This is a genomic window from Pusillimonas noertemannii, from assembly GCF_003096595.1.
Taxonomy (GTDB): domain Bacteria; phylum Pseudomonadota; class Gammaproteobacteria; order Burkholderiales; family Burkholderiaceae_B; genus Pusillimonas; species Pusillimonas noertemannii.
This window is the reverse complement of sequence record NZ_QEKO01000004.1, coordinates 135935-148513: the sequence shown is the minus strand read 5'-3', so window position 1 is coordinate 148513 and position 12579 is coordinate 135935. Positions and strand designations below refer to the sequence as shown.

Annotated in this window: 9 protein-coding genes; 6 read left to right on the top strand and 3 right to left on the bottom strand. The window is 64.6% G+C overall.

The genetic code is table 11. The annotated features are described in order from the left end of the window. Positions 1-5 precede the first annotated feature (5 nt). Genes folD through C7440_RS13995 form a run of 3 tightly spaced genes read right to left on the bottom strand, consistent with a single transcriptional unit; the run spans position 6 to position 3258 of the window. Positions 6-881, bottom strand: coding sequence for a bifunctional methylenetetrahydrofolate dehydrogenase/methenyltetrahydrofolate cyclohydrolase FolD (folD, locus tag C7440_RS14005; RefSeq protein ID WP_116518999.1), 876 nt, complete (start codon positions 879-881; stop codon positions 6-8). Next, a complete protein-coding gene (locus C7440_RS14000) occupies positions 878-1504 on the bottom strand; it encodes a response regulator transcription factor (RefSeq protein WP_017523379.1) in 627 nt (208 codons plus the stop codon). Before C7440_RS14000 ends, folD begins: the two co-directional genes overlap by 4 nt. Then, positions 1501-3258 carry a PAS domain-containing sensor histidine kinase gene (locus C7440_RS13995; protein ID WP_017523380.1) on the bottom strand — a complete coding sequence of 586 codons (1758 nt, stop codon included), beginning with the start codon at positions 3256-3258 and terminating at the stop codon, positions 1501-1503. Before C7440_RS13995 ends, C7440_RS14000 begins: the two co-directional genes overlap by 4 nt. Before the next feature lie 263 nt (positions 3259-3521). Between C7440_RS13995 and aceE the strand changes: the two genes are divergently transcribed. From aceE to C7440_RS13965, 6 genes are all read left to right on the top strand, one after another. After that, positions 3522-6233, top strand: a complete 2712-nt coding sequence (gene aceE, locus C7440_RS13990; RefSeq protein ID WP_116518998.1) for a pyruvate dehydrogenase (acetyl-transferring), homodimeric type — start codon at positions 3522-3524, stop codon at positions 6231-6233. Positions 6234-6248: 15 nt separating this feature from the next. Next, a complete protein-coding gene (aceF, locus tag C7440_RS13985; protein ID WP_116518997.1) occupies positions 6249-7988 on the top strand; it encodes a dihydrolipoyllysine-residue acetyltransferase in 1740 nt (579 codons plus the stop codon). 9 nt (positions 7989-7997) lie between these two features. Next, a complete protein-coding gene (gene lpdA / locus C7440_RS13980; RefSeq protein ID WP_116518996.1) occupies positions 7998-9836 on the top strand; it encodes a dihydrolipoyl dehydrogenase in 1839 nt (612 codons plus the stop codon). Positions 9837-9956: 120 nt separating this feature from the next. After that, positions 9957-11258: a bifunctional tetrahydrofolate synthase/dihydrofolate synthase gene (folC, locus tag C7440_RS13975; RefSeq protein ID WP_116518995.1), complete on the top strand. Its 1302-nt coding sequence runs from the start codon at positions 9957-9959 to the stop codon at positions 11256-11258. Between the two features lie 48 nt (positions 11259-11306). Beyond that, positions 11307-12086 (top strand): SPOR domain-containing protein, encoded by a 780-nt coding sequence (locus tag C7440_RS13970; protein ID WP_116518994.1) that lies wholly within the window; start codon positions 11307-11309, stop codon positions 12084-12086. Then, positions 12083-12571: a CvpA family protein gene (locus tag C7440_RS13965; protein ID WP_017523386.1), complete on the top strand. Its 489-nt coding sequence runs from the start codon at positions 12083-12085 to the stop codon at positions 12569-12571. The genes C7440_RS13970 and C7440_RS13965 overlap by 4 nt, the downstream gene beginning before the upstream one ends. Positions 12572-12579: the final 8 nt, after the last annotated feature.

Sequence of the window (12579 nt, the reverse complement as noted above, 5' to 3'; positions counted from 1 at the left end):
GTGCCTTAAAGAACAGAGGGCGCGGCCTGGGCCTGGGCGGCGCGTTCGGCCGCCTCGATGGTGTTGACCAGCAGCATGGCGATGGTCATGGGGCCCACCCCGCCTGGAACGGGGGTGATGGCGCCGGCAACCTTGCTGGCCGAGGCGAACTCGACGTCGCCGGTCAGCTTGCCGTCGGCCTTGCGGTTGATGCCGACGTCGATGACCACGGCACCCGGCTTGATCATGTCGCCGGTGATCATGTCGGGCTTGCCGGTGGCCACCACCAGCACGTCGGCGCGGCGCGTCTGGGCGCCCAGGTCGCGGGTTTTCGAGTTGCAAAGGGTGACGGTGGCCCCCTTGGCCAGCATGAGCATGGCCATGGGCTTGCCGACGATGTTGCTGGCGCCCACCACCACGGCCTCGGCGCCCCACAGGTCGACGCCCTCGGATTCAAGCATCTTCATGATGCCGTAGGGCGTGCAGGGCTGGAACAGCGGGCGGCCCGTCATGAGCAGGCCGGCGTTGCTGACGTGAAAGCCGTCGACGTCTTTGTCGGCGGCGATGGCCTCGATGACCTGGGCCGAGTCGAGGTGCTTGGGCAGGGGCAACTGCACCAATATGCCGTGGACGGCGGGGTCTTGGTTGAGCTGCTGTACGACGTCGAGCAATTGCTGTTGCGTGATGTCGGCGTCGAGGCGAATTACCTGGGAATGCAGGCCGGCCTTCTCGCAGGCGGCAGCCTTGTTGCGCACGTATACCTGCGACGCGGGGTCGCCGCCCACCAGAACGACCGCCAGGCCGGGAACGATGCCGCGGCCGCGCAAGGCCTCGACGCGCTGGGCGACGTCGGCCTTGATGGAATCGGACAGCGCCTTGCCGTCGATGATGCGTGCGGTCATGCCTGTCCTTCGGTCTGCGTAAGGGCGATTTTCATCAGGTCGGCCACGGTGGTGACCTCGAGTTTTTCCATGATGTTGGCGCGGTGGGCCTCGACCGTCTTGATGCTGATGTTCAGGTCGCCCGCGATCTGCTTGTTGAGCCGGCCGGCCACGATGCGCTCGAGCACCTGCTGCTCGCGTGAAGTAAGGCGGCTGAGCACGGCTTGCTGGTTCTTCTTGGCCTGGGCCTGCGAGGCGCGCTCGTTGGCCTGCTGCAGCATGCGCGCGACGATGGCGCGCAGATCGGTTTCGTTGAAGGGTTTCTCGAGGAAGTCGACCGCGCCCTTCTTGATGGTGGACACCGCCATGGGAACGTCGCCGTGGCCGGTGATGAAGACGATGGGCAGGGGGGCCTTGCGCGCGATGAGTTCTTCCTGGAGCTCGAGGCCGCTCATGCCGGGCATGCGCACGTCGACGATCAGCACGCCGATCTGGTCGGGGTCGTAGGCTTCGAGAAAGTCTTCCGCACCGCCGAAGCTCTTGACGCGGTAGCCGTTGGCTTCGAGCAGCCAGCGCAAGGAATCGCGCACCGCTTCATCGTCATCAACGATAAAAACAGTGTTCGGTTCTTCGGATGTAGTCATGCGTGCAACTCCTGAGAATTCTCTGATTGATCGGGGGCTTCCGGCGCCGCGAAGGGCAGGGTGAATCGAAAAATCGTACCACCTTCCGGATTGGCGGTCGCCCAGAGGCGTCCATGATGGGATTCAATGATGGTGCGACAGATGTTCAGCCCCATGCCCAGGCCTTCGGACTTGGTGCTGTAAAACGGTTCGAACAGGCGCTCGGGGTCGCGCAGGCCATGGCCGCGGTCGATGACCGCGATCTCGATGAGCGGAAGCTGCTCGGTGACGCGGACGTGCAGCGTGCGATAGTCGCTTTGCTCCATGGCTTCGACCCCGTTCTTGAGCAGATTGAGCAGCACCTGTTCAATAAGAATGGGGTCGGCCAGCACCGTCGGGTCGCCGGGCGGGGTTTCGCGGTCTATCTCGACCTGGCGCTTGCGGGCGTCGATGTCGGCGAAGGCGATGGCATTGTCGAGAATGCGCGAGATGGGTACCTTCTGGCGGCGCGGTTCGCTGCGTTTGACGAACTCGCGGATGCGGCTGATGATCTTGCCCGCGCGCTCGGCCTGGCTGGCGGCTTTTTCAAGCGCTTCGAGCAGTTGCTCGGGCCGGGGGTTGCCCGCCTTGAGCATGGCCACGGCGCCCATGCTGTAGTTGCTGATGGCCGTAAGCGGCTGGTTCAGTTCGTGGGCCAGGGACGAAGCCATTTCGCCCATGGTGGTCAGGCGGCTGGTCAGCTGGATTTTTTCCTGCTGCACGCGCGAGGCTTCTTCATGGGTGCGGCGTTCGGTGATGTCGCGCGCCACCTGCAGCCGCACGCGCCGGCCGTCGGTCCAGGCCAGCATGCGATGGTGCACCTCGAACCAGCGCTGGGCCGAGGTGGAGAAGGCCTCGACGGTTTCGTCGGTGAAGCGGCCCAGGCGGCCGCCCAGCAGTTCGGCGTGCCCATTGGACTGGGCGCCGAAGAAGCGCCGGTAGGTGCGGTTGGCAAACAGCAGCTCGAGGCCATCGGGCGTGTCGGCCACCACCGAGATGGCGTCGTCCAGGCCTTCGAGCACGGTCATGAAACGCTCGTGCGCGGCGGTAAGGGCCTCGCGGATGCGCTTGGGCTCGGTGATGTCGGTCATGGAGGTCATCCAGCCGATCTGTTCGCCGTTGGGGTCGCGCAAGGGCGACACATACATGCGCGCGGTAAAGCGCGAACCGTCGCGCCGCTGCGCCTCGACCTCGAGCCCGCTGCTGGGCGTGCGCCCCGAAAGCAGCAGGTCGAGGGTTTCCTGGTGCTGGGCGTGGCGGCCCGGAATCCAGTAGGGGAAGGGCGTGGTGCGGCCGATGAGGTCGGCCTCGTTCCAGCCTATCATGCGGCAGAAGGCCGGATTGACATAGGCGATGCGCCCTTGCATGTCGAAGACCCGCATGCCGGTGGACATGGAGTTTTCCATCGCGCGCCGAAAGCCGGTTTCGGCGATGAGGGCCGCCTCGGCCCGCGAGCGGAAGCGGGTGTAGCGCCACAGGGCCAGTAGGCTCAGGATAATGAGGCAGGAAAGCGCCACCACCACCATGATGAGACGCTGCTGGCGGGTTTCCTGGTCGATGGTGACGAACATGACGCTGTCGCTTTGCAGGCGCTGCAGCCAGATGAACGCGCCCATGACGCACAGGTACAGCACCAGCACCAGCACGGGCGTCAGCCAGTACAGGCCGCGGCGGGTGCCTTTTGCCTGATCGTAGAAGGTGGTTGGAATGAGGGACTTTCGGGAAGGGCTCGCCATCGTGCGTGTATTTTAAACAATTAATTGCATGTGCCAGGCATTCGCCTGGTGCCATTCAGCAAAACGTCAATTTTTCACATTATAAAAACTAATGCCATAAAGTGAAATTTTACTTGCCCTTGCCCAGGCTCTTTCCTAGAATGGGGCAATGCCGGCATACAGCCAAGTTGGCCGCCGCTCGCCTGCGGCGCGGGCAAAGACGTGATACAACGGATTGATCCCGTTGGTCTGCGATTTCCAAAATACCTCACTGGAGACATTCAATGTCCTCTCTTGATCAAGCCGGTGCGTTGGCCACGGTCGCCAACGATGATCCCGAAGTCCAGGAGTGGCTCGAGGCACTCGAGGCCGTACTCGAACACGAAGGCCCGGAGCGGGCGCACTTGCTGCTCGAGCGCCTGATAGACCTGGCGCGCCGCTCGGGCGCCCGCATACCGTTCTCGGCCAATACCGCCTACGTCAATACCATCCCGCCCGGGCTTGAGGCGCCGCATCCCGGCAACCTGGCGCTTGAAGAGCGCATCCGCTCGTACATCCGCTGGAACGCCATGGCCATGGTGGTCAAGGCCAACAGCCATCATCCGGCCGACGGCGGCGACCTGGGCGGGCACATCGCCTCCTTTGCTTCGCTGGCCACCATGATAGGCTGCGGCCAGAACCACTTCTGGCATGGCGAAACCGAAGACCACGGCGGCGACCTGGTGTATTTCCAGGGCCATACCTCGCCGGGCATGTATGGCCGCGCCTTCCTCGAGGGCCGCCTGACCGAAGAACAGCTCGACCATTTCCGCCAAGAGGTCGGCGGCAAGGGGCTGTCTTCGTATCCGCACCCCAAGCTCATGCCCGAGTTCTGGCAGTTTCCCACCGTGTCGATGGGCCTTGGGCCCATCATGGCCATCTACCAGGCCCGCTTCCTCAAGTACCTGCATGCGCGCGGCATCGCCGACACCAGCAATCGCAAGGTCTGGGTGTTCTGCGGCGACGGCGAAATGGACGAGCCCGAATCGCTGGGCGCCATCAGCCTGGCCTCGCGCGAAAAGCTCGACAACCTTATTTTCGTCATCAACTGCAACCTGCAGCGGCTGGACGGCCCGGTGCGCGGCAACGGCAAGATCATTCAAGAGCTCGAAGGCGATTTCCGCGGCAGCGGCTGGAACGTCATCAAGCTGATCTGGGGCGGCTACTGGGATCCTCTTCTGGCGCGCGACAAAGAAGGCATTCTGCGCCGGATCATGGAAGAATCCGTCGACGGCGAGTACCAGGCCTACAAGGCGCACGACGGCGCCTTTGTGCGCGAGCACTTCTTCGGCAAGCATCCCAAGCTGCTCGAAATGGTCAGCCGCATGAGCGACGAGGCCGTCTGGCGCCTGAACCGCGGCGGCCACGACCCGCACAAGGTGTACGCGGCTTTCCATGAGGCCGCCAACCACACGGGCCAGCCCACCGTCATTCTGGCCAAGACCATCAAGGGCTACGGCATGGGCCATGTCGGCCAGGCCAAGAACCCCACCCACCAGCAGAAAAAGCTCGACATGGATTCGGTGCGCGAATTCCGCGACCGTTTCAATATCCCCATTCCCGACGACAAGCTCGATCAGTTGCCTTACTTCAAGCCGGCCGACGACTCGCCCGAAATGAAGTACCTGCACGAGCGGCGCAAGGCGCTGGGCGGCTACCTGCCGGTGCGGCGCCCCGTGTCCGACGAGAAGTTCAAGGCGCCCGAACTCGACGCCTTCAAGGCGGTGCTCGAGCCCACTGCCGAAGGGCGCGAAATTTCTACCACGCAAGCGTTCGTGCGCATCCTGAACCAGGTGCTGCGCGACAAAGAACTGGGTCCGCGCGTGGTGCCCATTCTGGCTGACGAATCCCGTACCTTCGGCATGGAAGGCCTGTTCCGCCAGATCGGCATCTATGCGCCCGAAGGCCAGAAGTACGTGCCGGTCGATAAAGACCAGGTCATGTACTACAAGGAAACCACCAACGGCCAACTGCTGCAAGAGGGCATCAATGAAGCGGGGGCATTCAGTTCCTGGATCGCCGCGGCCACCTCGTATTCCACCAACAACCGCATCATGATTCCGTTCTACATCTATTACTCGATGTTCGGATTCCAGCGGGTGGGCGACCTGGCCTGGGCCGCGGGCGACATGCAGGCCCGGGGTTTCCTGCTGGGCGGCACGGCCGGCCGCACCACGCTCAACGGCGAGGGCCTGCAGCACGAAGACGGCCACAGCCACATCATGTCGGCGCTGATTCCCAACTGCGTGTCCTACGACCCCACATACGCGCACGAGCTTGCCGTCATCATCCAGAACGGCCTCGAGCGCATGATCCAGAACCAGGAAAACGTCTTCTACTACATCACGGTGATGAACGAGAACTACGCTCATCCCGGCCTCAGCAAAGGCGACGAAGAAGGCATTATCCGCGGCATGTACAAGCTGCGTTCGGCCGGCAAGGCCAAGAACAAGCTGCATGTACAGCTGATGGGCTCGGGCACCATTCTGCGTGAAGTGCAGGCCGCGCAAGACCTGCTCGAAAAAGACTGGGGCGTGTCGTCCGACCTGTGGAGCGTCACCAGCTTTACCGAGCTGCGCCGCAACGGGCTCGATTGCGAGCGGCATCGTCTGCTCAACCCCGGCGATGCCAAGCCGCCCATGCCCTACATTACGCAAAAGCTGCAGGAAACCGCCGGTCCCATTATCGTGTCCACCGACTACGTCAAGCTCTTCGGCGACCAGATCCGGCCCTTCGTGCCTGCCGGGCGCCGCCTGTCGGTGCTGGGCACCGACGGCTTCGGGCGCTCTGATTTCCGCTACAGGCTGCGCGAGCACTTCGAGATCGATCGCCACTTCGTGGTGCTGGCCGCGCTGCGCGCCCTGGCCGACGAAGGCGCGGTACCCGAGGCCAAGGTCGCAGAGGCCATCAAGAAGTACGACATCGATCCCAATAAAGCAAACCCGCAGCACGCCTGACCGGAGACAGACGCAATGAGCACAGAGATCAAGATACCGGACATCGGCGATTTCTCCGAGGTCGACGTCATCGAGGTGCTGGTCGCCGAAGGCGACGTGATCAAGGCGGAGCAAAGCCTCATCACGGTCGAGTCCGACAAGGCCTCGATGGAAATCCCCTCGCCATCCGCTGGCACGGTCAAGGCCGTCAAAGTCAGCGTGGGCGACAAGGTGCGCGAAGGGGCGGTCATACTCGAAATCGAAGAGTCGGGCGCCGACAAGGCCGAACCGCCCGCGGCCGAGAAGCCTGCTTCCCAGGCCCCCGCCAAGGCCGAGAAGGCCGGCAGCACCGAAAAGGCCGCAGCGGCCGAGCCCAAGCCCGCGCCGGCCGCCTCCGCAGGCGCTTCGGCTGCGGGCGCAGGCAAGCCGGTACAGGTGCTGGTGCCCGACATCGGCGATTTCAAGGACGTCGAGGTCATCGAGCTGCTGGTGGCCGAGGGCGATACGGTCCAGGCCGAGCAAAGCCTCATTACCGTCGAGTCCGACAAGGCCTCCATGGAAATCCCCTCGTCGCAGGCGGGCGTGGTCAAGCGCATCGCGGTCAAGGTGGGTGACAAGGTGGCGCAGGGTTCCGAGATTCTGGTGCTCGAGCCGGCCGCGGGCGATGCGGCTGAAAGCCCCGCACCCGCGCCTGCCGCTGCGCCCGCCGCTGCGCACGCCGCCGATTCCGCCGAGCCTATGGAACAACAAGGCGAGGCCGCCTCGCCCGCAACCCTGGCGCGCGGCGCAGAGGGTGTCATGGCCTCGCAGCCTGTCGAGCGCACCTCGCCCACACAGGACTACGCCGACGACATACCGTCCAACAAGCTTCCCTATGCGTCGCCCTCGGTGCGCAAGTTTGCGCGCGAGCTGGGCGTCGACCTGAACCGCGTCCCCGGCAGCGGCGACAAGGGACGCATCACCTTCGACGACGTGCGTGGCTTCGTCAAGAAGACGCTGGCCTCGGGCGCGCCGCAGGGTGCGGCGGCGCCGGCGGGCGGCGGCTTGTCGGTCCTCGACTGGCCCAAGGTCGATTTCAGCAAGTTCGGGCCCACCGAGGCCAAGCCGCTTTCACGCATCAAGAAGATCTCGGGCGCCAACCTGCATCGCAACTGGGTGATGATTCCCCATGTCACCAACAACGATCAGGCCGACATCACCGAGCTCGAGGCGCTGCGCGTTGCGCTCAACAAAGAAAACCAGAAGTCGGGCGTCAAGGTCACGATGCTGGCCTTCCTGATCAAGGCGGTGGTTGCGGCCCTGAAGAAATTCCCCGAGTTCAACGCCTCGCTCGACGGCGACAACCTGGTCTACAAGCAGTACTACCACGTCGGCTTTGCGGCCGACACGCCCAACGGCCTGGTGGTGCCGGTAATACGCGACGCCGACAAAAAGGGCGTACTCGAACTGGCCACCGAAACCTCCGAGCTGGCAGCGCTTGCGCGCGAGGGCAAGCTGTCGCCCGCGCAGATGCAGGGCGGCTGCTTCTCCATCTCGTCGCTGGGCGGCATAGGCGGAACTTCGTTCACGCCCATCATCAATGCGCCCGAAGTGGCCATTCTGGGGGTTTCGCGCTCCAGCCACATGCCCGTGTGGGACGGCCAGGCCTTCCAGCCCAGGCTGATGCTGCCCCTGTCGCTGTCGTACGACCATCGTGTCATCGACGGCGCGGCGGCCGCGCGATTCAACGCATACCTGGCCGCGCTGCTGGCCGATTTCCGCCGCATTGCACTATAAGGGACGCGCATGAGCACGACAGAACTCAAAGTGCCTGACATAGGCGATTTCGACAAGGTCGACGTCATCGAGGTGCTGGTCAAGGTGGGCGACGCCATCGAGGCCGAGCAAAGCCTCGTCACCGTCGAGTCCGACAAGGCCTCGATGGAGATTCCGGCCGAGCAGGGCGGTGTCGTCGCCGAAATCCTGGTCAAGGTGGGCGACAAAGTGGCCCAGGGAGACCCCCTGGTCCGCATCGAAGCCAAGGCCGGGGCCGGCACGGCGCCTGCGCAGCAGGAGGCGGCCAAAAGCGGCAAGGGCGCACCGGCGGCGCCTGAAGGCGGTTCCGGCAAGGCTTCCGCAGGCGAAGCCGGCAAGCCGGCGCCTTCATCGGGCGCGGCAAAGCAGGCGGGCGCAAGCCCGGCGCCGCAGGCCGCGCAGTTTTCCGGTTCGGCCGACGAGCAATACGATGTAGTCGTGCTGGGAGCCGGCCCGGGCGGCTATTCGGCCGCCTTCCGCGCCGCCGACCTGGGCCTGAAGGTTGCCCTGATCGAACGCTATTCCAGTTTGGGCGGTGTCTGCCTGAACGTGGGCTGCATTCCCTCGAAGGCCTTGCTGCACACGGTTGCGGTGGCCGAAGAAGCGCGGGCGATCGTTCGGCACGGCATCTCTTTTGCCGCACCCACCATCGATCTCGACAAGATGCGCTTCTACAAAGAAGGCGTGATCGAAAAACTGACCAGCGGCCTGGCCGCCATGGCCAAGATGCGCAAGGTTACAGTGCTGACCGGGGTGGGCCGCTTCGTCGACCCGCATCATATCGCGGTGCAGCCCGCCGAAGGCGCGGCGCGCACGGTCAAGTTCGGTTCGGCCATCATTGCCGCGGGCAGCCAGTCGGTCAAGCTGCCCTTCCTGCCGCAAGACCAGCGCATCGTCGATTCCACCGGCGCCTTGCAACTGCCTTTCATTCCCAAGAAGATGCTCATCGTCGGCGGCGGCATCATCGGGCTTGAAATGGGCACGGTGTACTCGGCGCTGGGCGCGCGGCTCGACGTGGTCGAGATGCTGGGCGGCCTGATGCAGGGTGCCGACCGCGATCTCGTCAAGGTCTGGCAGAAGAAGAACGAAAAGCGCTTCGACCGCATCATGGTCGACACCAAGACCGTTTCGGCCGAGGCCAGGGAAGACGGCATCTGGGTTACGTTCGAGGGCGCCAACGCGCCGTCCGAGCCGCAGCGCTACGATCTCGTCCTGCAGGCGGTCGGGCGCAGCCCCAACGGCAAGAACATCGATGCCGACAAGGCGGGCGTGCAGGTAAGCGACCGGGGCTTCATTGCCGTCGACAAGCAGATGCGCACCAACGTGCCCCATATCTATGCCATCGGCGACATCGTCGGACAGCCCATGCTGGCCCACAAGGCGGTGCACGAGGCCCATGTGGCCGCCGAGGCCATCGCCGGGCAGAAAAGCTATTTCGACGCGCGCGTCATTCCCTCGGTCGCCTATACCGACCCTGAAGTCGCCTGGGTCGGGCTCACCGAAGACCAGGCCAAGGCCGAGGGCATCGCGGTCGAGAAAGGCGTGTTCCCGTGGGCCGCGTCGGGGCGGGCCATTGCCAATGGCCGCGACGAGGGCTTCACCAAGCTGCTGTTCGATGCGCAGACGCACCGCGTGCTGGGCGGCGGCATCGTGGGCACCCATGCGGGCGACCTGATCAGCGAGGTGGCGCTTGCGGTCGAGATGTGCGCCGATGCCGTCGACATCGGCAAGACCATTCATCCTCACCCCACACTGGGCGAATCCATCGGCATGGCGGCAGAGGCCTTCGAGGGCGTCTGCACCGATTTGCCGCCGCCGCGCCGCAAATAGCCGCACGGCCGGTTTTCCGGCCCTCGCCGGCGCCGCAAGGCAGCTCCGAACACATCGCGCGAAGAAGTGTTCAGAGCTGTCTTAAAATGGCGCCGGCTTTTCTTTTTTATCAGGTCCACCATGTCATCTATTCAACCCGGCGCCAACGCCAGCCTCGACCAGTGGCTTGCCCATCTGGAAACCCTGCACCCCAAGGCCATCGACATGGGGCTGGACCGCATTCGCACGGTGGCGCAGCGGCTGGAGCTTGAACTGCCATTTGTGAAGATCGTGGTGGCGGGCACCAACGGCAAAGGGTCCACCTGCGCCATGCTGGAAGCCATCCTGCTTTCGGCCGGCTATCGCGTGGGCCTGTATACCTCGCCGCACCTGGTGCATTTCAACGAGCGCATACGCGTCAATGGTGAAAACGCCGGCGACGAGCAGATCATCGCGCAGTTCGAGCGCATCGAGGCGGCGCGCGGCGAGATCAGCCTGAGCTATTTCGAATTCGCCACGCTGGCGGCGCTGCTGCTTTTCGATGCCGGCCGGCTCGATGTGGCGGTGCTCGAGGTAGGCATGGGAGGGCGCCTGGACGCCGTCAACATCGTCGATGCCGACTGCGCCATCGTCACCAGCGTCGACATCGACCATACCGAGTGGCTGGGCGATACGCGCGAGAAAATCGGCCTTGAAAAAGCCCATGTGTTCCGTGCGGGGCGCCCGGCCATCTGCGCGGATCCCCAGCCGCCGGCCTCCATCGCCGGATACGCCGAACAGGCGGGCGCCGACCTGTGGCAGTTCGGCAAGGACTTCAATTATTCGGGCGATCGCCAGCAGTGGGCCTACGGCGGCCGCAACCAGCGGCGCAACGGGCTGGCTTATCCGGCGCTGCGCGGCGCCAACCAGCTGATCAATGCCAGCGCGGCGCTGGCCGCCATTGAATCGCTGCGCGACAAGCTGGCCGTGCCGCAGCAGGCGGTGCGGGTGGGCCTGCTGCAGGTGTCGCTGCCTGGGCGCATGCAGATCCTGCCCGGCAAGCCGGCCATCGTGCTCGATGTGGCGCATAACCCCCATGCGGCCGCCGCACTGGCGCAGAACCTTGCCGGCATGGCCTACTACCCCTATACCCATGCGGTGGTGGGCATGCTGCGCGACAAAGACGCCAAGGCCGTGCTGGCCAAGCTGGCGCCCCGCGTGGATCACTGGTATTGCGCCACGCTCGATGGGCCCCGGGGCAGCACCGGTGAAGAGCTGGCCGAGATCGTGCGAGGTGTGCTGCCCGACAATCCCGACGAGACAATAACCGTGTCAAGTTTTGACAATCCGGTTCAAGCCTTCGCCAAGGCGCGCGAGCTGGCTGCCGAGGATGATAGAATTCTTGTGTTTGGCTCGTTCTCGACGGTTGGGCCCATACTTCAGGAACTGGGGCGCACGGTCTAATCATGTCGCCGCGCTTGTCCCGATCGGGCCGCGGCCAGAGGTTTTTACATGGGATTGTTCTCTCGCAAACAGGCTGCCTCCGAATCCAGGCGCCGTTCATCGCCGCCCAGCGAGGCTCATGCCGAAGATCTGCGCGGCAGGGCGCGCCAGCGGCTCATCGGCGCGCTGGCGCTGGTCGTGGCCGCGGTCATCGTGGTGCCCATGCTGATCAAGTCCGAACCCGAGCAGCCGGCTGAAACCCCGGTCGTGGTGCCGGCCATTCCGCCCATTCCCGAACCGTCCATCGCGTCGGGCGATCCGGCCACGTCCGGCGATGCCAACGGCCAACTCAGTGTTGAAACGCCTGCCTTGCCGGTGCCCGAGCCCGTCGCCGAAACTCCGTCCGATCAGCAGGCCTCGGCGCAAGAGCCCGCCGGCGCCAAGCCTGAAGAACCGGCGCGCCCCGAGCCCAAACCTGAACCCAAGCCAGAGCCCAAGCCCGAATCCAAACCGGCGCCCAAGCCGTCCGCTTCCGAACGCACCGACGACGGTTCCGTCGCCATCGCGCTGCTCGAAGGGCGCCAGCCGTCCAAGCCGCCGGCGGCCGCCGCCAAGGGCAACTTCGTGGTGCAGATCGCCGCCTACACGTCTCAAAAAGACGCCCAGGCCCGCCGCGACAGCCTGGTTTCGGCAGGTGTCACCAACGCCTATGTCGAGTCGGCCAGCCCTGACGGGAAAACCACCTACCGCCTGCGGGTGGGGCCTTTCCCCACGCGCGAGGCGGCGCAGGCGGCACAGACACGGCTGCGCTCACTCGACTACGTCAACAGCTTCATCGCCACTCAGTGACAAGCTTCGACTACATCGTGCTGGCCATCGTGGGGGTGTCTACATTCCTGGGCCTGTTGCGAGGTTTCGTCAAAGAGCTGCTTTCCCTCGTTGCCTATGCGGCGGCCTTTGTGGCCGCCATCTGGTGGGGGCCGCGGGTCTCAGGCTGGCTTACAGCCTTCATCGAGAACGACCTTCTACGCACCGCCGCAGCTTATGCGGCGGTCTTCATCGTGGTGCTGCTTCTGGTGGGGCTGATCAATGTCACGCTGGGCACGCTTATCGATAAAACCGGGCTTACCCCCGCCGACCACGGCATGGGCGCCATCTTCGGATTCCTGCGCGGGCTGCTGATCGTGCTGGTGCTGGTGGCGCTGGCCGGCTACACCGAGCTGCCCCAAGAGCCGTGGTGGCGCGACGCCCGTCTGTCGGGCTCGGCCGAGCAGGGCATACAGAAACTCAAGCAGATGCTACCGCCTTCGCTGGCCGGCTATTTGCCGTACTGAACGCTACA

Excerpts from the sequence above, each read along its gene's own strand:
- folD (WP_116518999.1), bottom strand. The coding sequence starts at position 881 with ATGACCGCACGCATCATCGACGGCAAGGCGCTGTCCGATTCCATCAAG.
- C7440_RS13970 (WP_116518994.1), top strand. The coding sequence starts at position 11,307 with ATGGGATTGTTCTCTCGCAAACAGGCTGCCTCCGAATCCAGGCGCCGT.
- C7440_RS13995 (WP_017523380.1), bottom strand. The coding sequence starts at position 3,258 with ATGGCGAGCCCTTCCCGAAAGTCCCTCATTCCAACCACCTTCTACGAT.
- aceE (WP_116518998.1), top strand. The coding sequence starts at position 3,522 with ATGTCCTCTCTTGATCAAGCCGGTGCGTTGGCCACGGTCGCCAACGAT.
- lpdA (WP_116518996.1), top strand. The coding sequence starts at position 7,998 with ATGAGCACGACAGAACTCAAAGTGCCTGACATAGGCGATTTCGACAAG.
- folC (WP_116518995.1), top strand. The coding sequence starts at position 9,957 with ATGTCATCTATTCAACCCGGCGCCAACGCCAGCCTCGACCAGTGGCTT.
- C7440_RS14000 (WP_017523379.1), bottom strand. The coding sequence starts at position 1,504 with ATGACTACATCCGAAGAACCGAACACTGTTTTTATCGTTGATGACGAT.
- aceF (WP_116518997.1), top strand. The coding sequence starts at position 6,249 with ATGAGCACAGAGATCAAGATACCGGACATCGGCGATTTCTCCGAGGTC.